22 protein-coding genes and 1 pseudogene are annotated in these 23983 nt (G+C 36.8%); all 23 read right to left on the reverse strand.

Translation table 11 applies throughout. The features are described 5' to 3' along the window. Positions 1 to 466: 466 nt before the first annotated feature. Positions 467 to 1306, reverse strand: a complete 840-nt coding sequence (locus AC1DPQ_RS02555) for an OmpA/MotB family protein (RefSeq protein ID WP_230144482.1) — start codon at positions 1304 to 1306, stop codon at positions 467 to 469. A gap of 109 nt (positions 1307 to 1415) precedes the next feature. After that, positions 1416 to 2075 carry a DUF2461 domain-containing protein gene (locus AC1DPQ_RS02560; protein WP_477578586.1) on the reverse strand — a complete coding sequence of 220 codons (660 nt, stop codon included), beginning with the start codon at positions 2073 to 2075 and terminating at the stop codon, positions 1416 to 1418. 84 nt (positions 2076 to 2159) lie between these two features. Continuing rightward, positions 2160 to 2558, reverse strand: coding sequence for a DUF983 domain-containing protein (locus tag AC1DPQ_RS02565; protein ID WP_477578584.1), 399 nt, complete (start codon positions 2556 to 2558; stop codon positions 2160 to 2162). 4 nt (positions 2559 to 2562) lie between these two features. Continuing rightward, positions 2563 to 2835, reverse strand: coding sequence for a hypothetical protein (locus AC1DPQ_RS02570; protein ID WP_477578582.1), 273 nt, complete (start codon positions 2833 to 2835; stop codon positions 2563 to 2565). Between the two features lie 192 nt (positions 2836 to 3027). Continuing rightward, a complete protein-coding gene (locus tag AC1DPQ_RS02575; protein ID WP_477607793.1) occupies positions 3028 to 4374 on the reverse strand; it encodes a DUF4302 domain-containing protein in 1347 nt (448 codons plus the stop codon). A gap of 11 nt (positions 4375 to 4385) precedes the next feature. Then, positions 4386 to 5768, reverse strand: coding sequence for a substrate import-associated zinc metallohydrolase lipoprotein (locus AC1DPQ_RS02580; RefSeq protein ID WP_477607795.1), 1383 nt, complete (start codon positions 5766 to 5768; stop codon positions 4386 to 4388). Positions 5769 to 5776: 8 nt separating this feature from the next. After that, entirely contained in the window at positions 5777 to 7240 is a 1464-nt protein-coding gene (locus tag AC1DPQ_RS02585) for a RagB/SusD family nutrient uptake outer membrane protein (RefSeq protein ID WP_477607797.1), read from the reverse strand. 25 nt (positions 7241 to 7265) lie between these two features. Further along, positions 7266 to 10640: a SusC/RagA family TonB-linked outer membrane protein gene (locus tag AC1DPQ_RS02590; protein ID WP_477607799.1), complete on the reverse strand. Its 3375-nt coding sequence runs from the start codon at positions 10638 to 10640 to the stop codon at positions 7266 to 7268. 343 nt (positions 10641 to 10983) lie between these two features. Further along, a complete protein-coding gene (locus tag AC1DPQ_RS02595) occupies positions 10984 to 12144 on the reverse strand; it encodes a FecR family protein (protein ID WP_477607801.1) in 1161 nt (386 codons plus the stop codon). Positions 12145 to 12206: 62 nt separating this feature from the next. Beyond that, complete coding sequence (locus tag AC1DPQ_RS02600) at positions 12207 to 12806, reverse strand: RNA polymerase sigma-70 factor (RefSeq protein WP_477578571.1); 600 nt, start codon at positions 12804 to 12806, stop codon at positions 12207 to 12209. A gap of 225 nt (positions 12807 to 13031) precedes the next feature. Next, positions 13032 to 13574, reverse strand: a complete 543-nt coding sequence (locus tag AC1DPQ_RS02605) for a DUF420 domain-containing protein (RefSeq protein WP_477578569.1) — start codon at positions 13572 to 13574, stop codon at positions 13032 to 13034. 89 nt (positions 13575 to 13663) lie between these two features. Further along, positions 13664 to 14359: an SCO family protein gene (locus AC1DPQ_RS02610; RefSeq protein WP_477578567.1), complete on the reverse strand. Its 696-nt coding sequence runs from the start codon at positions 14357 to 14359 to the stop codon at positions 13664 to 13666. Continuing rightward, positions 14359 to 14712 carry a cytochrome C oxidase subunit IV family protein gene (locus tag AC1DPQ_RS02615; protein ID WP_215130619.1) on the reverse strand — a complete coding sequence of 118 codons (354 nt, stop codon included), beginning with the start codon at positions 14710 to 14712 and terminating at the stop codon, positions 14359 to 14361. Before AC1DPQ_RS02615 ends, AC1DPQ_RS02610 begins: the two co-directional genes overlap by 1 nt. A 25-nt stretch (positions 14713 to 14737) precedes the next feature. Continuing rightward, entirely contained in the window at positions 14738 to 15451 is a 714-nt protein-coding gene (locus tag AC1DPQ_RS02620; RefSeq protein ID WP_477585697.1) for a cytochrome c oxidase subunit 3, read from the reverse strand. Positions 15452 to 15482: 31 nt separating this feature from the next. Then, the gene (locus AC1DPQ_RS02625; protein WP_083488668.1) at positions 15483 to 16049 is read right to left on the reverse strand and encodes a cytochrome c oxidase subunit 3; all 567 of its coding nucleotides are present in this window, start codon (positions 16047 to 16049) and stop codon (positions 15483 to 15485) included. A gap of 15 nt (positions 16050 to 16064) precedes the next feature. Then, positions 16065 to 16973 (reverse strand): heme o synthase, encoded by a 909-nt coding sequence (cyoE, locus tag AC1DPQ_RS02630; protein WP_477607803.1) that lies wholly within the window; start codon positions 16971 to 16973, stop codon positions 16065 to 16067. A gap of 12 nt (positions 16974 to 16985) precedes the next feature. Beyond that, positions 16986 to 18044, reverse strand: coding sequence for a COX15/CtaA family protein (locus tag AC1DPQ_RS02635; protein ID WP_477585701.1), 1059 nt, complete (start codon positions 18042 to 18044; stop codon positions 16986 to 16988). Positions 18045 to 18126: 82 nt separating this feature from the next. Beyond that, a complete protein-coding gene (locus tag AC1DPQ_RS02640) occupies positions 18127 to 19914 on the reverse strand; it encodes a cytochrome c oxidase subunit I (RefSeq protein WP_477607805.1) in 1788 nt (595 codons plus the stop codon). A gap of 116 nt (positions 19915 to 20030) precedes the next feature. Beyond that, the gene (locus tag AC1DPQ_RS02645; RefSeq protein WP_477607807.1) at positions 20031 to 21263 is read right to left on the reverse strand and encodes a cytochrome c oxidase subunit II; all 1233 of its coding nucleotides are present in this window, start codon (positions 21261 to 21263) and stop codon (positions 20031 to 20033) included. Positions 21264 to 21332: 69 nt separating this feature from the next. Then, positions 21333 to 22556, reverse strand: coding sequence for a quinol:cytochrome C oxidoreductase (locus tag AC1DPQ_RS02650; protein WP_276902113.1), 1224 nt, complete (start codon positions 22554 to 22556; stop codon positions 21333 to 21335). Between the two features lie 15 nt (positions 22557 to 22571). Then, positions 22572 to 23177 (reverse strand): c-type cytochrome, encoded by a 606-nt coding sequence (locus AC1DPQ_RS02655; RefSeq protein WP_057931704.1) that lies wholly within the window; start codon positions 23175 to 23177, stop codon positions 22572 to 22574. Next, positions 23149 to 23685: a DUF3341 domain-containing protein gene (locus AC1DPQ_RS02660; RefSeq protein ID WP_029275887.1), complete on the reverse strand. Its 537-nt coding sequence runs from the start codon at positions 23683 to 23685 to the stop codon at positions 23149 to 23151. The genes AC1DPQ_RS02655 and AC1DPQ_RS02660 overlap by 29 nt, the downstream gene beginning before the upstream one ends. A 2-nt stretch (positions 23686 to 23687) precedes the next feature. Further along, positions 23688 to 23983: pseudogene (locus AC1DPQ_RS02665) on the reverse strand (NrfD/PsrC family molybdoenzyme membrane anchor subunit); the annotation flags it as partial.

Below are 23983 nucleotides of genomic sequence, written 5' to 3' on the forward strand. Positions count from 1 at the left end.
CGGTTGCAGGATGCACAAACTTTGTTCTTAAACCCGATTGCAGCGAACACGGAGTGCAACGGAGTAAAGCGCAAAGCGGGACTAAAGGCTGCCAAGAACCACAAGCCATCCATTTCCTAATTCTAAAATACTTTTTCCTAATAGAGCGCAATGCCACTGCAAATCAGTAAATGCTTTCCCGTTTTATGCTTATACGCTTCGCTTCCTCGTTCCTCGTTGCTGCAGGGTAACGCTTCAACCGGGGCTAAATGGCAAAACAGTTTTTCATTTTTAGGGTTGCAGGGTGCACAAACTTTGTTCTTAAACCCGATTGTTGCGAACATACCGATTCTTCATCGGTATAAAGCATAAAGCGGGACTGAAGGCTGCCAAGAACTGCTGCACCTTCATTTTCTAACCATAAAGAAATTATCCTTAAAATGTCTTGAATTTCGGTTGCTGTTTCACCACCGATAGCGTAAAATATTTATTTAATCAGGTTATAAAGTTCATCCAGTTTAGGCGAAAGTACAATCTCTATCCTTCTGTTTTTGCTTCTTCCATCTGCATTTGCGTTGGTACCCAACGGTTGGAATTCGCCCTTACCTGTAGCCGTCATCCTTACACTTTCTACCTTCTCATTCTCTGTTAAATAACGTACTACAGAAGTAGCCCTTAACACACTTAAATCCCAGTTATCTTTAATCTGGCCCAGGTTATTTATTTTCTGGTTATCGGTATGACCTTCAACAGCAATGTTTATCTCTGGTTGTTGCTTTAATACATTGGCCAATTGAGTAAGGGCCTGTTTTCCTTTTTCATCGATAATAATACTTCCCGAAGGGAACAATAGTTTATCCGTTAGCGAAACATAAACTTTACCATTTTTAATCTCTACGGTTAAACCGCTTTTGGTAAAACCCAATAAAGCCTGTTGAAGTTTTTCTTTCAGCGCATTGGTTGCCTCATCACGTTTACGCAAAACTTCTTCTACTTCTTTTAAACGTTTTTCGCGGGCAGCTAAGTCTCCAGATAGTTTGGTAATTTCTGATGACGAATTATTTTTAAGCTTTTTATAGCTTGCATCCATTTCATTGTAATTGTTCTGCAGATCGCGAAGTTCTTCAGCCATTAAGGTAGTATCCTTTTTAAGCTTGCCTACTTCTTTTTCTAAATTTTCGATTTTAATTAAGCCTTCGTTAAAAGCAGTATATAGCGAATCTTTAGTGCCCAATAAGGCTTTGTACTTTTTAGGCGAAAGAACAACGCAAGAGCTAATTGAAGAGATAAACAAGAGTAACGCAAATGCAAAAAAGGTATTTTTCATATTTTATTTTCAAGATTTGAGTATCAAGTATCAAGACCTTTTATAGTTTGAACATTGATTATCGGTTATTGATTATTTTGGGTGTTGGTCATTGAAAATTAACAGTTGGTTATTGCTCAATGGCATTCCGTAAAAATGCAACTAATGGTTGTACTGTTTTAAAAGAACTTATCAACTTATTAACGAGGTTTGGTTTTAAAAATTCTTCATCTTCGATTTTTGTAGTAGCCTCGAAGCTTTTCAATTTTAAAAATTCGATATTTGGATCTGCAGGATCATAACCCTTAGGTGCATTTTTAAGTGCATTATCAAAACCCAGTTTAAAGTTTTTCTTAAAGGCTGCGTTGTTAATAATTTCTTTAAAATCGCCTATATTATAATCAATCTCTTGCCTGATCAATTTTAAATGTGGTGCATCTGGCATCCAGTATCCACCGGCAATAAAACTTTTCCCTGGCTGAATATGCAGATAATAACCGGGTTCGTTTCCTCCTTTTTTGGTAGAGAACCATATGCCGAAGTTATTTTTATAAGGATCTTTATTCTTGCTGAAGCGCACATCACGATAAATGCGTAAAAGGCACTTTTTTGGATCCATCTCTGCCGAAAGTGTCGGGTCTACTTTGGCCAGCTCCGGGATGATATTGGCTACAAGTCCGAGTACATCGGCCTTTGCATTTTCATAAACTTCTTTGTTGGCGGCAAACCATTCGCGGTTGTTATTCTCCGCTACGTCTTTTATAAAACTAAGGGTTTCTTTTTTTAACATACGGGCATTGGGTTAACTGGTTAATCGGTTAATCGCTGAATTTAACAATTAACCAGTTTATACGATTTAAACGATTAACCAATACTACTTATCGTAATATGGCTTATACTTAATGTTCGGCGATAAAACATGGAGCAGTATAATTCTCGAATATCGATAGTTAAATGGATACAGAATAAAACAACCTGCAAAAATAACGATCAGATAAGGCCAGAAAGTTGCATCGGTAAGCGGACCAAAAATTAAATAGGTGATGAAACTGGCGAACAGCATTTCGATTACATTCATCGCATAACTTACATACATGGCTGCATAAAAGTAGCCTGGTTCAATTTCTATGCGTTGTGCACAATGCCCGCAGATTTCTTTGGTATGCTGAATGTTCCAGCCATACATACTGCCTGTAAAAATATCTCCCCTACGGCAATGCGGACACTTACAGTGTATAATGGCATAAAGTTTTGAGGTAGTTTGCTCAGACATACTTTTAATTTAAATTAAAAGGTTCCTTTTTCATATTAAGGTGCACATTCTTTTTGCGGTATTTTTTATACCAAACCACACCAACAATAACAGCCATTAAATAAGGAAGAGATAAAAGGTACAATACACCTGTATTTAAGCCTGCTGTTTGTGTATTGCCGTTTTTAACACCTTGCTCGGCATTAATGGTACACATAGAACATTGGGCATTAACATTGGGACTTACCGTGAATGTAAATACCAGTACAAACAGGATAAAAATTGCTTTCTTCTTCATTCGTTACAAATATAAGCATAAACGCTTGGAGGGGTTTAAAAATTATGTCATAAAAAAACCCTTGCTTTTTAGGGCAAGGGTTACGGGAGAGAAAGATTAAAATTAGATTTTAATTATTTATAGCGTTCCGTATATAAAAAACACTGACTTTAATGTCCCCAAAAATGGGGGATTTTAAATATATCGGAGCATTTATTGCAAAACAAACGTCATTACAATTGATGGATCTTCAACGCTTGTCATTTTACCATAAACATTTGCACCATCAACATAATAATCGAAAGTCACACTATTTGCCAATAAAAAAGCATGTAGTCTTGAAAGTGAATTTGTTACATATCCTCCAGATGCAGCTGCAAATTGACTAAACTTGTATACCCCGTTTGCATCAACTGTGTAATTGTACACAATAGTAGTTATCCAACCAGAGCTTCCACCATTTTGACTACTAAAGCCATTTAAGTTTAACCTCTTGTTTGCAATGTTCCAAGCAAAATTGATTCGACCATAGTTAAAACTATATCCAGTTACGGCAGGTGTTAAGCCGTTATGAAAATAATTTAGAATAGTAGCTCCATTGGTACTTGTTCCAGGATATATGGTCTTATATTCGGACAACATACCTCCATATTTACTACCCCATAGCCTATAAAGCGGAACTATAGGCGTTGCAGAATTTTTAATAATATATTCTTTTCCGGTAGAATCATATAAAACTAAGGTCGTTGCGTCCTTCCAGGCAAGACGGATAAAAGTAATGCCTTGCCATACTAGACCTCCATTTAGAATTTCAGCACCAGTTAAGTTAAAAGCAAACTTTTGACCACTAGAAAAAACCGTAGACCCATCAGCTAAAACACCTGTTAAATCTATCCTTTTACCAGATAAAACGCTATTGGAAACATTTGGAGAAACACCAACTTTTAGCGCACTACCACCAACAACTACTTCAATATATGGGTTCGCATAAGTATTGAAATAATCTTTAATTTTATCAATAGCAGTTTTTAATCCGGCACTTTCATAAGCAGCTCTTTGGGCAGCAGTTGCCTTGATCATTTTTAATGGCTGGCGGTATCTTTTACCTATAAAAACAATACTGTCCCCAGAAATTCTATCGTAAATAAAATCAACATCACTCTTAAAACCTGTTTTAGCGATTCCCCCAAAAGTTGAAGGATCCGGATCGTTCAACAYGGTGATGTAGTTAAATGTATCAAAAACTAAATCTACACCTTGATCTTGCTTAACTCGGTAATATGAAGCATATTCTGTTTTGGATGATGCATCATTTAAATCAGCATACATCTTAACGTTTTCGGTAGCATCAAACTTCATAAAGAAGCTATATCCTCCTCCATCAGCAGTTGGTGTAGTAGCAATCCATCCGTTTTCGGCAGAGCTTAAAGTAGTTTTTACTTTTGCAATAGCTTCACCCATCCTAATTTCTGGATCTTGATCAAATTTAGCTACAAATGATGATTTCTTGCAGCCTGCAAATATTAACAGGCAAGTGAATAAAAATAATATTCTTTTCATAACAGTTATATTTATTGCCCTAAAGCACCGTAAAAATAGTTTGTAGGCGTACCACTAACATAAAAACCGCCAAAATTGGTATAAGTACCCGCATTATATCCAGCTGGTAACCAGTCTGCAACAAAGGTATTATTAACAAAATAGTCCAATAAAGGCTGTATTCCTGGTTTAACTGTATTTGCATTTCCTACCCAGCTTGCATCTGTGCCTCCGGCTGTACCCGTTGTAAATTTGGTTTCGCCAGTAGTCGTATTAATTACCATATTTAAAGCATATCTAGCCTCCAAGACTGATCCGGCAGAATTAGAATAATTAACATAAACCGTTGCAGCAGTACCTGAGGTAAAATCAAATCTAATGTAATTTAACACCCTATTTGCCCCACCTATTGTAGCAAGTGCTGTTTTAGAATTTTGATAAACAGCTTTGAATTGATCAGAAATACCAAATTGGCTATAGGTTACATCGTTATCCAGATTAATCGTCATGCTTTTATACAGGTTCCTGTTTAACCAATAGCCAAAAGAAACTGATGGATCTTTTAAAGTAGTTTTGATATAGTCCTGTACTTCCTTTTGCAGTTTTCTAAAGTCGATTCCGAATGCGGTTGTAAAATAATTTACCACGTTTGCCTCTTTTAATTTAAGTCTACTTTTAGCAGTCGCATTGGCTGTATTGGCATAGTTGTCATAATATGATTGACCTGAAACCAATAAAGTTGCGGTTGTTTCGGCATAATCTTCTGTTGGGCTACCACTGGCATAACTACCCAAAAATCCATTATCTTTAGCTGTTTGAGCTAGTGTTAGTGTCCATGGCTGTTTATACGTACCACCAGATATGGCTTCGAAATCAATAGGAATAGCTACAGTTTGGTTTAAAATGTGGGTAAATTCGTGATGAATTACATACAATCTGGAAGTTACAAAGCCAGGGGAAAGGCTGAAATTGTTAAGTCCGTATAATGTAACCCTTCTACCTCCAGCTGCTGTTCCTGCTATAGCAGAGCCATCGGTTTGATATTTTGCAGAGCCATATAAAACCCATTCTTTAGGATTTGTACGCTGTACGAAATCCAAACCTGCAATTTTTAAGTATGGCGCCAAATAGCCATCCAATACCGTTTGCATCATAGGCTGCACATTTTCAGGCTTAAGCGGTGCTACATCGGCTGCGGCATCTCCATAATAATATCTGTTGAACCTGTACACCACTTTCATATTATACGGATTTAGAAAGGTTGTATTTAACCATTTATCCAAATCTGTATTAGATTCAGGCATATCTAAATTATACTTGTTGAAATCAACATCTAAATCCTCAGTTTTTCTACATGAGGTAGCAATAGCCAAAATCATTATTATGGCTAATGAACTTTTAATAAAATTTTTCATAAACATATTTATCTTGGATTTAGTTCTACTCCAGAAAGCTTTACTTCATTCGGTAATTGAAACAATCTACGCGGATCGGCAGGTTTTAATTCCATGAAACTCTCTACACCAGTATTACTAAATATATTATGTTTAACAGTTAAACCACTACGAACAATATCCATCCACCTTATACCTTCTTCCAAAAATTCTGCTTTTTTAGAATCTAAAATAGTTTGTATCAATCCCTGTTTCGGATCGTCGATACTATAAAATGCTTTTATTTTAGCTAAGGTGACTACATCGGTAGCAGCATTGTAATTTCTAATTCTAACCTTCATAAAATCGTTGATATCTTTTAAGGCTGCGTCATTATTACCCAATTGGGCATAAGCCTCAGCCCTGTTCATTAAGGTTTCATCAGCAGTAAGTAATGGAACAACCAAGTATGGAAAACCGATACCCGGACCTGTGTAAAAGAAATAGTATAAATACTTTAGCGTATTATAGTTTCCAGCACTCCATTGGTAAACCTTATTTGCCAGTATTTTGCCCGTAACGTTAGGAGAAGTATACATTCTAACCAGCTTATTGCCAATACCATGATTTGGTGTATTTACATAAGTATAAGTACTATAAGCATTACCGAGCATAATTGCTGTTCTTTGCTCAGTTTTAGTATAGTTAGCTCTAAAATCATTGTTTGTCATTTCGTACAAGGTTGTAGAAACGGGCCTCATATTATTAACAAAATCGTTTCCAGAAACGGTTAAATTGGCATGATCAATTACTTTTTGCCAATCGCCAAGGAATAGATAAAAACGTGAGGCAAATGCGTGTGCAGCTGAAGGCGTGAAATGGTACTTAGGAACCGTATAAGCACTTGCAGATAATAAAGGCAATCCCTCTTCAAGGTCCTTTTTAATTTTATCATAAGTTTCTTTAACTGTCCCTCTCGAATATTGCTTAATCGGCTCAGTTTCTGGTACAGTAACATAGGGTACACCAGGAGAACTGTTAGCCCCGCCTATTTCGTAAGGTTTTGCAAAAAATACAGCTAACATAAAGTGAGCATAGGCACGTGCAACCAATGCTTCTCCCTTATATGGCAATACCGCATTACCAAAGTTGCCGTTCTCTATGGCCTGTAATGCCTGGTTAGCTGCAGCAATAGCTTCATAGCACCCATTCCAGTAGGACCCTGGGCTATTTGTATCGGTTCCTGAAAGGTCTTCCCAATAATACGGCTTATCCCATTGATCGTTCAAAGTCCCTACACCTTTTTCCTTTTCCTCGGTATTATCCGAGGCAGCCTCTGCAAAAGTGATATAATGAGCAGAAGGGTATGCTGTTGCAGTTAATTGTGCTACTTTAGCAACAGTTGTTATCTCTGTTCTATTATCAGGTACTTCATCTAAAAATTTCTTACAAGATTGTAACGATACGAGTAACATTACACTTGATAATATGGTAATTGATTTTATTAGTTTCATAATCTTTTAAATTAAAATCCAACTCTTAATGATAATGTAAACTGTGTTGGAACCGGTAATGCAACACCCCCTGTAGAAAAGAATTCAGGATCTTCACCGTTAAGTCTCTTATCGGCATAAAGATAATTTTTTCATCTCCTGGCATAATCCATCTATTTAACACATCGCGACTTAAAGTTGTCATATCAGAATAAGAAGCAGAGATAGATGGTGCTAAACGTAATGCATTTCCTGCTGAGAATTTAAATAGAGCAGATAAAGAGAAGTTTTTGTACCTGAACTGATTGAAAAAGCCTCCTGTTGTTGTCGGATCTGTTGGACCTTCATATTTTAAGATATCAATATCATCACCTTGTAGGCCAATATACGTTGTGGCAGTACTATTTGCACCGTAGAAAGTTGGATAACCATATTGTGGATTTAAACCAGCAAACTGAACCGAAAACAATCCTCTTTGTGGGTACCCTAAAACTGCCCCCCCTGTTGCAGAAACTGCTCTCCAAATATTAGGAAGTGCATCTAGTTCTGTAATTTTTGTTTTATTAAATGCAAAGTTAAAATTGGTTGCCCATTTAAAATCACCAGCATTAATTGGCGAACCCGATATAGTGAATTCGATACCTTTACTAGACATTGCCGCATAGTTGGCGGTTTTGGTGAATTCGCCTCCAATACCAGAAGTATTCAAGTTACCCAATAGATCGTGGATATTACGATTATATAGGTCGACAGATAAATTTACTTTGTTTTTAAAGAATCTTAAATCTAAACCTATATTGGCATCGTACGATTTTTCCCAGGTTAACTCCGTATTTTGAAGCGTTGATATATAGGTTTGAACTTCCTGATCTTTTAAAAACTGTCTTCTAGATATTTGATCATAAAAAACGGGAAGCGAGTTGGTAGCACTACCAATGCTGGCAGTTAAACCATACGATCCTCTTAAAACTGCGGAAGTTACGATATCATTTTTAGGCCAGAAACTTTCTTGATCAGCATTCCAGGATCCAGATACGTTCCAGGTTGGCAACCATCTTGCATTCCTGCTCCTACCCATTTTATTAGATCCATCGTAACGTGTGGTAGCATTAAAACTATAACGACCTTTGTATGAGTAAGCTGCTCTTAGCATGTAGGCAACATAGCGTTCGTAGTTGTTACCCATTCCAAAATAAGCTTTACCCGCTTCACCAGCCTGCTTAAAATATAAGTAACTTGGATTTACTAAGCCGCCATTTTCATACTGATAGCCAACTCCATTAAAATATTCATTCTGTCTATCAATATACCGAACCTCCATTGAACCGAAAACATTAACGAGATGTTTATCATTAAAGTTCTTATCGTATACAAGATCGTGTCTGAAATAATAGTTTGTTAAGTTGTCGCCCGCAGTATTATAAAACCCACCTGTTGGCAGCAGACTGGTGGGTAAACCAGTGGGATTAGCTGAGTCTATGTATAAATACTGGTTATCACCGTCGCGTGTGGCATCACCACCTGACCTAAATGCCTGAGCTTGATTAGATTGTTCTAACACATAACTCTGTCTTTCTGATTTAGAAAACCTATAAGCGGCATTGATAGAGTAAGTTAAAGAAGGAATGATTTTGTATTTTACACCTCCTTGTACTTTAATATCAAGCATCTGGAGTTTCGTATAATTATTTTCAAGCTCATTTAAAATATTAAATGGAGCATAATTTCTAACAAAATACTCTAGGTTCCCATTCTCATCATATGGCGTTATCAGGCGGCTTGTGTTACGCGCATAAGTATATGGATTCACATCAAACTCACGATAGTAGCTGCCATATACCGGGTCTGATTTACGATCAGAGTTACCACTGGGTGTTCTTTGGTTACGGATGGAAGCTGTAGTAAGCAATTCAAAGCTTAATTTACTGCTGGGTGCAAAATTTGCCCTGAAGTTTCCGGTAAAGCGATCTACATTGCTACCAATAGTTTGACCTTTATCGTTCAAATATGATGTTGAGGCATAGGTTTGGAACTTTTCTGTACCTGAGGTTACACTCATAGAGTGCTCCTGCTTCAATGAATTCTTGTAAAGGATATCAAACCAGTCTGTATTGGCATTCGCGTATCTGTTTAAGAAATTTGAAACGCTTGATTTATCATATTTTAAAGCAAAGGTTTTTGTTGCCGGATCATAATTATAAAGCTCATTGTACATTTTATAAAAGATACCTCCATTTTGGCCACTTGAAGATCCTGGGATTTGATAAGCTCCTTTATTAAAATACTCAATCAAAACAGCCATTTGCTCGTCTGAGTTCAAAATGTCTGTTCCTTCGTAAGTTGGTTTTGAGTAAGTTGTAAAGTTCCCAGTATAACTAATTTTTGGAGTACCTTCTGTTTGTCTACCCTTTTTTGTGGTTACCACAATAACACCGTTCATAGCTCTTGCACCGTACATGGCTGTAGCAGCTGCATCTTTCAAGATATTGAAACTCTCAATATCATCAGCATTCAACCCTGCAACTGATGATCCTAATAAAGTATTTGCATCACCACTGGATAAAGCTTCATTTGAAATATTAACCACATCTTCCAAAATAATACCATCTATCACCCAAAGCGGTTTATTGTCCCCAGACAGAGAGGTTGCACCCCGTACCCTGATTTTTGGAGCTGCACCAAATGTACCTGAAACATTTTGTAAGGTAACACCAGCTACCTGTCCTTCCAACATACGGCTGATATCAGAAACACCCAATCTTTCTACATCAGATACTTTTAACTGAGTAGCTGCACCTGTAAATAATTTTCTGTCCAGCTGTTGATAACCAGTAGAAACAACATTTACTTCTTTCAACTGTGCTGCATCCTCTTCTAAGGTTACATTAATAACTGTTTTTCCACCTATGGGAACTTCGAGGGTTTTATAGCCAATATAACTAAATGATAAAACTGCTCCTTCTTTTACCGAAATGGTGTAATCTCCAGAAGAACTAGTTGATACTGCATTAGCGGCCCCTTTTTCTCGTACACTTACCCCAGGCAAAGCACTTCCACTTTTATCTCTTACTTTACCAGTTACTTTTACTGCTACGAAATAACTAAGCACTTTATCGAAGATTGACTTATCTGCCGGTTTGATCAAAATGGTTTTATCTTCAATAGTATAGGTTAAATCCCGTCCTGAAATAATTTTAGCCATCACTTCATCTATGGTAGCCTTACTAAAGTTGGCATTTAAAGTAGTAGTACTTTTAATGGTATTACTTGATAATAATACATCGTAACCAGATTGTTGTCTGATTTCCCTAAACATTTTCTCTAATGTTACATTTTTCTCTTTTAATGTAACCAGCTGGCCAAATGAAGCTGCGCTTACCTGCATTAACGAGGCAAGTAATATGACCGTAACTAACTTCATAATTAATAGCAATTTAGGTATGTAGCGTCGATGCGTACATAAAATTCTAATATAAATTTTGTACATTTAATAGTCTGTTTTTGTGCGAAGCGCAATAAAGTTTAGACGCCAAAAAGCGTTTCGCGGTTATCCAAGAAGTAATTGATTTTTAATCGATTCCGGGTTACGGAATAGCTAAACAGATAATAAAGGGGGTGTTACAAGCACTCCTTTTTTATTTATTCAACGTTGAATCGTCAGGAGTTTTGTCGAGGTCTATTCATCATTTGTTAAGTTTTAGGTTAAGTTGATTAATTAGTTATTTTTAGAGATAAAGGTTAGTTACTCCCTCATCTTTTCTCGTTTATTCTTTGTAGACAATTAGTTTATTATCTTTAATATCAAAACGTACTTCCCCAGTTTGCTCAAATTTGGTTAGCACTTTCGATATTTTTTCGAAACGGCTTACCGTTCCGTAATACATTACATTTTTTGCAGCAGGATCGGCATATTCAATTTCTACATTATACCAACGGGCAACTTTGCGTAAAATGCTTTCCTGCCTTTCGTTGTTAAACATGAAATAGCCGTTTTTCCATGCTATTGCTTCATCAACATTTACTTCTTTTATAGCTATACCCGAAACAGATACTAGGGATTGTTCCCCAGGCTTAAGCACCTCGCTCTCATTGGTAGTATTATGCGAAACACGTACACTTCCTTCCAACAAAGTGGTTTTAGTTACCTTTTCATCTTTATAGCTATTAATGTTGAAGTGCGTACCTAATACCTCAACAGCTTGTTTATCGGTTTCAACAATAAAAGGGTGTGCTGCATTTTTGGCTACTTCAAAATAAGCTTCGCCATCTAGTTTAACTACACGCTGTTTTGCTGTCCCGATATTTAACGAATACTGAATTGAAGATGCTGCATTTAGCCAAACAGTAGAACCATCGGGTAACTGGATTTGCCATTCACCACCGTTTGGAGTCGAAATGGTATTTAATCTACTATCATTTACATTTTCTGCTGCGGCAACGTTGTACACCAAATGGCCATCAGCTGTTTTGGTGATAGAGAAACCGGCTTCTTTGGCAACATCGCCATTCWTCGCATCCGAAAGTGAAATTTTCTTTCCATTGGCCAGGGTGAGGATTGCTTTATTTTTTCCCGGCGCCACGTCAGTAGCAAAAACATGCTCTTTCTTTTTCTGTAAAGAGAGGTAAGCGCTGAACGAAAACACAATAAAAACAACGGCAGCGGCAGCCCATTTTAAGCTGTTCATTAAAATCCGTTTAGGCGATCGGATTGGTTTATCTACCGCCAGAATTTTATTTAGAACCGGGCTCCATTTTTCCTCAACAACATTAACTGCATACTCTTCTTCAACGATAATCATTTTCACGATTTCGTCAGAAAGCAATGATGTGCTGTTTTCTGCCAAAACTAAAAGTTCTTCCCTTTCGGCCTCACTTAAGGTCTTAGCAGTAAACTGTTGTAAAAGGTAATGTATACGTTCTTCCATAAAGATTCTGATACTAAGAAGCAGCAAAAGAAAATTAGGACTATCGGGATATTAATTTTTTTCTATTTTATTTTCAAAAAGAAAAAAACAATTGGGAAAAAGAATACAATCCCATGTTGATCGAGGTGTATACGTATCGATTTAAGGGCTATTACCAGGGCATTTTTAACCGTATTAGGCGATATATTGAGTATTTCTGCAATTTCAGGTATGGTTTTACCATCGCGTCTGCTCAATTGATATATATTTTTGCGTTGATCAGGTAATTTTTCAACAGCAATAGCAATAATTTTCGTTACCTCGTTTAAATTAATAGTTTCTACAGTATTGTTATGGCTATTTTGTTGTTTCGCAGTAAATGCATCAACAACTCTATCATCTTTAAGTTTCTTGCGTAAATAGCTTAAACATTCGTTAGAAACATATTTATATAGATAGGCTTTCACATTATCTACTTCTGCTAATTTATCGCGATTTAGCCAAACCCTTAAAAATGAATCTTGAATAATTTCTTCAGCGGCATCATTAGATTTAGTAAACTTAGCGGCAAAAATTTGGAGTACAGGAAGGTATTTGAAGAAAAGGACAGAAAAAGCCTGCTCATCTCCTCCTACGATTTTATCAATCAGCACATGTTCTTTGTCTGCGTTGCTTAGCGCCATAAAATTAGTTCATCACAATTTGCTATGTCTTCCATTATTCTAAGGCGTAATAATAAATAGATTTATCATTAAAAGAGAAGAAAGATTTAAACTAAAACATTTTACTATGATAATAAGCTTCCTTACCAAATATACTGATTAAGAAATTTTAGTCGGTAAAAAATTAATTAAAAATAAAACCCCCACTTTTTAGGGTAGGGGTTCAAAAGTTAAGGTAGGACAACCTTAGTATGAATAATACGGTGATATCATCAGATAAACAACTACTCCGGTTATTGCTACATAAAGCCATAGTGGAAAAGTAATCCTGGCAATCTTTCTATGGCGATCGAAACGCTCGGCCAATGCCCTTACATAAGTAACCAAAACCAGTGGAATAATGGCTATCGACAATAGGATATGCGTTAACAAGATAAAGAAGTAGGCATATTTAATAGCACCATCACCACCAAATTTAGTAGATGGGGTAGTCATATGATAAGCGATATACATTATCAAAAATAATAAAGAACAACCGATAGCGGTTTTCATCAAGTTTTGGTGCAATTGTATTTTACCGTTTTTTATGGCCCATACAGCCACCACCAACAGTACAGCTGTAATTCCGTTAATGGTAGCATATATTGGCGGCAAAAAAGGTAGAGTTGGCGCATCTATCCCCAAATCCTTTAACTTTACCACGAATAAAAATGCTACAGCTACGGGTATAAAAATAGAAAGAATGATGATCCACTTGCTATACTTTTTCTCAATTGGGCTATTTTCCATGAGTTTTTAAAATCTCTTTTATATTATTATTATTTTGTGTCGACTTCGGAGTCTAAACGCTAAGTCCTAAACCCTAACCGCTAAGCCAACTATCTGCCGTCTTTAACATTCCTCAAATACTCCGCAATAAGTACTTTTATTTCGTCCTCCAACCTGGCGTTTGCTTCAACATTATCGGCATCATAAATTCCGCGTATACGGTGTAGATTATCAATAAGTACTATTTTATTACTAAAAATAAAATTGGTTTTCTCTTTCGTTTCATCTGCCACTACATCAAGTAACAAACCTTTTCTGATTAACGGATAAGTTTGAGTGGTATCGCCRATCAGAAAATCCCATTTCCCAGCTTTTGCCTTAAACTGTTCGGCAAAATCTTTTATTCTACCTTTATCAAGTGGATCAACAGACAGGCTTAAAAACTTAACCAAAGGTTTTTGCTCATACCCATCAGATAATTTCTTGGTGTATTTACTTGTTTCCTGGTTGTTGGCGCCGGTATAAAATAAATTTAGTACCACGATCTTGTTTTCTAATGATTTCCATGAGATGGTATCATTTTGCTGATTTACGAGTTTAAAATCAGGAACCAAGTGATAAATGGTATCTGGTATTTTTTTCCCTTTTACGCTATGAAAGGTTGATGCGACAACTTTCTCACCAAAGATGGGTAAACTCTTATACCTGTTCTTTGCAAAGTGTGGCAATAAGTAAAAAAACAAAAATCCCGGTATAGCTAAAATGCTTACCAGGATTATTACCTTTTTTATAGGACTTCTTTTCATTAATGGTTCATCATGTGGATGTTTAAAAACCCACCTTCTATCAGCATTAAAACAATAAAGTAAATAATGAAAATAAATGATACTGTTAATGCAAGCTGTAAGCCTAGCTTTTCATATTTTAAGTGCATAAAATAGGCTACAATATAAAATGCTTTTAACAGGGTTAACGCAATATAAATGTAATTACCGATGTGCTGGGTCATATATCCTTTAGGAATTAATACCAGCGCTATGATAAATTCAATTACGGTAATCAATAAAAGGATTCCAAAAACTTTCCAGATTTTACCTTTTGATAAACCTGCATGATCCCCGTGCCCGTGCTCTTCTGTTGTATGTGTATGCTCTGACATAAAAATATTTTTATAATATGATAAATTAAACCAAATAGAAGAATGTAAATACAAACACCCAAACTAAATCAACAAAGTGCCAGTATAAACCCACTTTTTCTACCATTAGATAATGTCCTTTTTTCTCAAAAGTTCCATTAATTGTCATAATCAGGATGATGATGTTAATGATTACCCCACTAAATACGTGGAAACCGTGGAAACCTGTAATGGTAAAAAATAAGTTTGCAAATTGTTGTGAAGCAACTAATGATACATCTTCTGGTTTAAGGAAGAAATGTTTTAATTCTTCTGCTGATGGAATATGTCCCCACCAGAAACCATCGTGGTGTAAGTGAGTCCACTCAATTGCCTGACAGCCTAAGAACATGAAACCACCAATGATGGTTGCAATCATCCAGCCGATAACTTCTTTTTTAGAACGTCTGTGACCTGCCTCTACCGCTAAAACCATGGTTACCGAACTCATGATTAAGATAAAGGTCATGATACCTACGAAAACCAACGGCCAACCATGTTCTGCAATACCCGGAATAGATTGAAAAACCTTATCTGGAGCTGGCCATGTTAATTTAGAAAAACGCTGAGCGCCGTAGTAGATCAATAAAGATGAAAAGGTAAAAGCATCTGACAAAAGGAAAAACCACATCATGATTTTACCATATTCTACCGACCACGGAGAACGACCACCATTCCATGGTCCGGTTTTAACTTGATCTAATTGTGATACTGCATTCATTTGGAAATAGTATAATAGTTTGTTAACAAATTTAACGGTTCAAAAGTAAAAAAACATACAGATATATCCATAATATATCTATAAAATGCCAAAAAATAGAAGCAATTTCCATTCTGTATTGGACTTTGGCAACAGGCAGACTTTTATAACTTCCTGCTAAAGCATTAATAATAAGGCCAACACCACCAATAATGTGTAATAAGTGCATGCCAGATACCACATAAATAAATGATATTGCTGCGTTATTTCCTACCAGGGTTGCACCAGTTCTTACCATACTTCCCCAGGCATTAAACTGCATTACTCCAAAAGCTATGGCCAAGATTACGGTAATCCACAGCATATTGCGCTGTAAGCTGAAGTTCAGTTTCTTTAAAGCCTTTGATGCAAGCACCAAGGTAATGCTACTGGCAATAATTACCAAACTAGAGTAAATAAAAGCATCTGGTAAAACCAAACCATGCCCCTTTCCCTTCGAAGCGGCAAATACCAGATAATAACTGGTAAAACCACCAAACATAATTGTTGATGATACGACAAATAACCAAACAATAAATTTTCTTGGTTTTGGGTCAAACGTATCCTGCATCTTTTCCATTGTTAGCACCATAAATTATTTTGCTATAAAATTTAATAATAAACCCAACTGTACTGCCGGGATGTAAAAAAACGAACAGAACATCACTTTCTTGGCATCTGCCAATTCTCTGCTCATTAAAAGTTTAAAAGCCAGCCAGCTAAAAATAAGTCCGGCTATTAATGATAAACCTGCAATGTAATATCCACCAAAACCATATAGTGTTGGCAGTAAACTTACCGGAATTAAAATTAATGTACTTAAAAAGGTAAGCCAAGCAGAGGTTTTATCTCTTTTCTTTGTAGGTAACAACCTAAAACCTGCTTTCTTATAATCATCATCCAAAACCCAGGCAATTGCCCAGAAATGTGGAAACTGCCATACAAACTGAATTAAAAACAAAATGCCAGCAATGTAATAATCAATTTCGTGGAACATTTCGGCTTTTAAACTACCGAATGCTGCTAAATATCCAATAAGCGGTGGTAAAGCACCTGGAATAGCACCTATAAAAACTGCTATTGGCGATTTTCTTTTCAATGGTGTATRGGCAAAGGCATACAACAGGATCGAAAATACAGAAAGTAAACCCGTTTCGAGATTCAATTTCCCCAATAACCAGGTACCTAAAAATGCCATAAAAACCCCCAAGATCAATCCTTGTCCGGTAGTCATTCTGCCTGCTGGCATAGGGCGATCTTTAGTTCTAGACATTAACTTATCTAAATCCTTCTCAATAATTTCGTTAAAGCAGTTTGCAGCAGCGGTTACTAAAAAACCTCCGGCAATCAATATTAACCAGTTTCCCCAATCAATACTAGGGATATGGCCTCTACCCACCTGCATTTTCTGTCCGATCAAAAAAGAGATCGACGCCGAAAACACCACCGTAAACGATAGCCTGAATTTGATAAGTTTAGAAAAATCTGAAAGATATTGCTTCAATTTTCTTAAATATTATTGTTTATATGTACTTGTTCGGTAAACCAATAAGTACAGGTAAAACTGTAAACTAAATAACAGCGTAGAGAACAAAATGTGCAATGCCTGCGCTGCCGGTGGGAAAGCGATATATGCTAAAGCAAAACCACTTAATAACTGTATGAGGAGCGTTATTAACATAAACCTTGCGGTTAACAACGGTGCAGCCTTACCACTAAAACGGTCGATAACCATTTTATACACTACTGCATTGGCAATTACTACGAGTATAGCTAAATCACGGTGGTAAGAGAATACTTCTCCTACTTTCGAAATCCATGTATTCTTGTTCCCGTAAGAGAGCGACTTTGCAATAACATCTACCGCTTCCCTAACCTCAGTTCCTAATACGATCTGAACGATACTGATTACGAGGGTAAAAAACAAAAAACCTTTTAACCACGCTATCCGGTACATAATTACGGAAGGCGCTTTATTCAATTGCTTCGCATAATTATAGGTATAAATAGATATCGCCAAAATAACCAGTGCTAACAACATGTGTACGGTTACCACCCATTGTGCCAGGTTTGTAGAAACCACTATCGAACCTAACCAGCCTTGGTATCCCACTACAAAAAGATTTAGGATACTGAGTACGATAATTCGTTTGGCCGTTTTTCGGTAGGCAAATGAGTATACAACTGTTAAAAACAGGAATATCCCCGCGGCTACCCCAGCCAATCTGTTCAGATATTCGGTCCAGGTTTTAGTTGGATTAAATTCTTCAGGTATGGTGATACTCTTATCATGCCTAATACTATCAGCTAAGGCTACTTTGCCCATGCTTTCCAGATATTTGGCAAACTTTTCATTCTTCTTTAACCTACCTGCTACGTACTTCTCTTTATAATTGGCAGGAAGTTGCGATACATCAGTTGGCGGAATGTAACGATCGAAACATTTCGGCCAATCCGGACAACCCATGCCAGACCCTGTACTGCGCACAATACCTCCGGCGAGTATAACCAATAGCGTAACTACAATGGTTATAAGATTAATGCTAATGAAACGTTGTTCTGATCTGCTGACCATATATCTATTAAGATGAAAAGGGTATCCGGATAAGCAGAAACTTAATCAGATACCCCTTTTAAAATTTTATTTTAAGTTTAAACTAGCCCTTGCTTTCTTCAACAGGGTTAGCCAATTCCCAATCTTGTTGTATTTTTTCTGCTTCTGCATTTCCTTCAAAATCGTGAGGTAAGTTAGAGCTCATGGTTTGAGAGAAAGGAACTGTTTGAGGAATAAAATCTTCGTGATGTCCTGGTTTGCTATAATCATATGGCCATCTGTAAACTGTTGGGATTTCACCTGGCCAGTTACCGTGTAGGTGCTCAACAGGCGCAGTCCATTCTAATGTATTCGATTCCCAAGGATTTTGAGGAGATACTTTTCCTTTAAAGATTGAATAAAAGAAGTTGAACAAGAACGCTACCTGAGCTAGTGCTGCCATAATAGCTGCCCATGTTACAAATACGTTAACCGTTAACCATTTCTTCATAAATTCAAACTCGGTAAATGCATAGTAACGACGAGGTACACCATCTAAACCTAAGAAGTGAAGCGGGAAGAATACCAGGTAAGCTGCAATGAAAGTTAACCAGAAGTGTAAATATCCTAATTTAGCATTCATCATTCTACCAAACATTTTAGGGAACCAGTGATACACACMTGCAAGCATACCAAAGATTGCTGCAGATCCCATTACCAAGTGGAAGTGGGCAACAACAAAGTATGTATCGTGTAAGTTAATATCTAATGAAGCATTTCCTAAGAAGATACCGGTTAAACCACCAGAGATAAAGAATGAAACTAAACCGATAGCAAATAACATTGCTGGCGTGAAACGGATGTTACCGCGCCATAATGTAGCTAAGTAGTTAAAGGTTTTTACTGCCGATGGTACTGCAATAATCAATGTCGTAATCATAAACACACCACCCAACAATGGATTCATACCGGTTACAAACATATGGTGACCCCATACGATGAACGATAATACGGTAATACCAATTAAAGAGTAAACCATCGCATGGTAACCAAAGATTGGTTTACGTGAGTTTACTGAGATAACTTCAGATGAGATACCCAATGCCGGCATAATTACAATATATACCTCAGGGTGACCTAAGAACCAGAATAAGTGTTGCCATAAAATTGGAGAACCACCTTCATTTGGTAAAATATCTGTACCCATTACGATATCAGACAAGTAGAAACTTGTTCCAAAACTACGGTCGAATACCATTAATACTACCCCAGCTACAAGAACAGGGAAAGATAAGATACCTAAAATAGCGGTCAAAAAGAAAGCCCAAATGGTTAATGGCATTTTCCAAAGGTCCATACCTTTAGTACGCATGTTTAAAATTGTACTTACGTAGTTGATACCACCCATTAAAGATGATGCTACGAAAAGTACCATACTGATTAACCACAAAGTCATACCCATTCCAGATCCTGGCATTGCTTTAGCAACTACCGATAGTGGCGGATAAACCGTCCAACCACCAGATGCAGGTCCTGTTTGGATAAAGAATGATGACATCATCACCACACAAGCGGTAAAGAAGAACCAGTATGAAAGCATGTTCAAAAATGGCGAAGCCATATCTCTTGCCCCAATTTGAAGTGGAATAAGTAAGTTACTAAATGTACCACTTAAACCTGCCGTTAGAACAAAGAATACCATGATGGTACCGTGAATGGTTACCAGTGCAAGGTAAAAATCGGGTTTAATACGACCACCTTCTGCCCATTTACCTAAAAATGTTTCTAAGAAAGGGAAGTTTTGATCTGGCCAGGCCAATTGAATACGGAATAAAATTGATAAGCCCATTGCTATTACCGCCATAATGATACCGGTAATTAAAAATTGCTTAGCAATCATTTTATGATCCATACTAAAGATATACTTTGAAATCAAAGTCTCTTTATGATGCCCATGATCAGCGTGWTCGTGATTGTGTTCGTCGTGTAATGCTATTGTTGACATAATTCGTTCGCTCCTGCTTAATATTATTTATTTAAAGCCATTTGGTTAGTTTTCGCAGCTGTAGAATCTGTTGCTGCTGAATCTGCTACTGATTTTACAGGCGCAGGTGCCACTGGCAAATTAAATTGTTTTCTTAAATCGTCGTTTAAGTATGTTTTCTGTTCTGCTATCCAAGTTTTGTATTCAGCTTCAGAAACCACCCGCACAACTTTTTGCATGTTGTAGTGACCTGACCCACAGATTTTAGCACATAAGAAAAGGTACTTAAAGTTAGGATCGTTGGTTTCTTGCTGCATCTCAGCAGTAGTTTTAGTAGGCGTAAACTCAAAAATGGTTCTCATACCCGGTACAGTGTTTAACTGTACTCTAAAATGAGGCATATAAAAACTGTGAATTACATCTTTACTGGTTAAGATCAGCTTTACAGGTTTTCCAACCGGAAGCACCATCTCATCAGCCATCTCATCATCACGAGAGTTTAAATCTTTAAAATCGATACCCAATGGGTTGGTAGCTGTAGTTAACTTGTAATTTTTATTACCAACTACACCATCAGCTCCAGGATAACGGATAGACCATTTAAACTGCTCAGAAGTAACTTCTATCTGTAATGGTTTGTTGTTTGGATCTTCAACTTTGAAGAAAATAGATCTCCAGGTTAAGAAACCCATTAATACCAAAACAGTTAATACTAAAGCCGGAACGATTGTCCAGATTTTTTCGATTGTATTATTATGTGGATAATAGTAAGCTTTTCTTTTGGCTGAGTATTTATAGATGTAAGAAAATCCGAATAACAAGATGTGTGTAACCACAAATACGATTGTGGTGATGATTAATGTTAAATTAAACATATCATCAATTTTCTTTCCGTGCTCAGATGCTGCAGCTGGAAGTAACATGGCGCCATGCACAGTATATTCCCAATATACACCATATAAACCTAACACCAAGAACAGCGCAAATAAACTTGCGTGTACCCTGTTCCAGTTAATGCCAACAGATTTACCTTGTGCTTCGCGGCTTAATTCATATACTCTTATTGCTTTACCAATAATTGCAATGAATAAGCATACGGCAAGGAAAACCAGAATATAAAATATTACCGATTTATAAACCTCACCCATATCAACTTTCGGTGCCGCGGCAGCACCTGCTGCTGCATCTTGCGCAAATACGCTAGTGTTTGCAAAAACAGTAATCAATACTGCTAAAGCTGCGGTCGTTTTATTCGTTATAAACTTTCTTAAACTCATTTTCTTAAAAGTAGTACGCTGTACTGCTAATTATAATAATAATTAAATATTTGCTTTATCCTATCACCACTACAGTTGATGATGCAAACTTTCTTGTAATAATGGGTGGTTCTTTGCAATTAACGGTTTTTTGCTTAATGATGTTAAAACCGTAAAGGTAAACAATCCTACGAAACCTATTGCAGTACCAATTTCAATGATCCCAAAACCATTATGTCCTTCTTCTACCGCTCCTGGCATAATCATTTGGTAGTAATCTACCCAGTGACCTAAAAGTACCACAATAGAAACGAACAATAATTTTGCATCTGTTCTTTTGTTATCTCTGTCCATTAATAATAATACTGGCGCTAAGAAGTTCATGGCCAGGTTTAAGAAAAACCAGAACTTGTAATATTCAAAGCGTTTGTAGAAATATACAGTCTCTTCAGGCATGTTTGCATAGTAGATCAATAAGAATTGAGCAAACCATACGTAAGTCCAGAAGATAGAGAAACCGAAAATAAACTGACCTAAATTGTGTAAGTGGCTATTGTTAACCCATTGCATATAACCAGCTCTTCTTAATAAGATAAGGATAATGGCGATAGTAGCTAAACTGCTTACCCACATAGCGGCGAAGTTATACCAACCGAACATGGTTGAGAACCAGTGCGCCTCTAATGACATTACAGTATCGAAAGCAAAAATTGGCGTTGTAAAACCGTAAATTACCAAGAAGATACAAGCATTTTTAAAGCTTTTTCTGTAAGAATTTAAACCACCTGCTAAATCTTCATTGTAAGAAAACTTAACAAACATGATCGAAAATATACTATATATACCCAAGAACACCACTTGGCGGCCTAAGAAAAAAGGTACATTTAAGAACACCGACTTACCAGCGATCAAAGAATCGTAGTTAGGGCTGTTTGGATCAGTTAATCCATCAGCATGCCAGTGGTGATATAGATTATGTGTATATAAACCTGCCGAAATTACTACAACAAGTATTACAGCTGCAATAGGCAATGTTTTTGCCATAGCTTGTGGTACACGTAAAATTGATGCAGACCAACCTGCTTGAGCTACATATTGAACAGCCAGGAAAAATGTACCCGACATACAAACGCATGCAAAGTAATATGCCATAAGCAACAGGTTAGCAAAAGTACGCTCGTGCATTACTTTATCGCCGGCTAAGAAACCGAACAATACAGCCGCAATACCGATAACGATACCAACAATGCTTAAGGTTTTTACTTTACCTGTAAACTCAAACTGTTCACTAAAATTAATATTGTGAGTTCCCATTTATATTCTGCTTTACTATTGTCCTTTTTGTAATTGTTGAACATACATCACCACTTTCCAACGATCTGTTGGTGAGATTTGCGAAGCATGCGAGCCCATGTTATTTACACCGTATGTAATGGTGTGGTAAATTTTACCTGCAGTAAGATCAACCATGTTACCACCTCTAGACGATGCGCCTGTTTGATAAGCAGGTACACCACTAAATTTCTCAATTTTAACTAAGTGTCCTTGTCCATCGCCTTTTTCTCCGTGGCAAGGGCTACAGAAAACGGTAAATAAGTGTTTACCCTGAGCTAAATTAACTGTATCTACTGGTAAAGGGTTAACCATACTCACACCTGCTGCTTCATATCCTTCTTTTGTATTGGGATACTCATCATATTCAGTAAAACCTACTGGTTTAGTATGTGCAGGTGGCAACTGAGCTGTTTTACCATCTTTAAAATTTTTGTTTGGTTGATCTGGATTGTAAGCAATCGGATCATACATGTTTCTGGCATATTCTAAGCCAGTACTGCGTTTATCTTTACAAGCAGAAAAGGTAGCTGCAAAAGCGATAGCTAAAAACGCCGTGTAAACAAATTTATTCTTATTCATAGCTAATGTACTTCCTTTCATTATACTTTATTTCTAAAGCACCTGCATCTTTTAATAATCCATCAATTACAGTATGTTCTACATTGTCTTTTGCATCAACTGCAATAACAAAACGATCATCAGTAGCACGTAAATCCATCACTCTTGGTGCTCTTCCCGGAAATAAGTGAGTAGATGCATAATAAGTTAACACCATACCGAAAGCACAGAATAATACTGTAAGCTCGAACATTATCGGAATAAAATCCGGTAATGCAAATGATGGTTTACCACCTATGTTTACTCTCCAATCGATTACTGCGCAGAAATAAATCAAAGCGAATGCACAGCAAGTACCGGTAATACCAAAGCAAAATGCCGCGATATCGATTCTAGATCTTTTAATTCCTAATTTGGCTTCTATTCCGTGTATAGGCATCGGTGTATATACATCATGAATGCTGATGTTATTTTCCTGAAGCTTTTCGATGCCGTGCATCATTTCGTCAGGATCGCCAAAACTGCCTAAAATATATTTGATATCACTCATTGTTATATTTTTGCGTAATCTTCTTGTTTAACACTATCAAATTTTTCTAAAGACTCTACGTATTCTGCAACGTATTCTTTATTCTCATGCCCTTCTTTAATCTGTTTCATTTTGGCTTGCTCACTTGCAGTTTTTAATAATAATTTAACCTCTGCTATAGCGATTGATGGTAATACTCTTAAGAATAATAAGAATAAAGTAAAGAACAAACCAATTGAACCTACGAATACACTGATATCAACCCATGTTGGATAAAACATCGCCCAACTTGATGGAATATAATCGCGGTGTAATGAAG

The sequence above is a fragment of the Pedobacter sp. 01T416_2 genome (genome assembly GCF_056398925.1).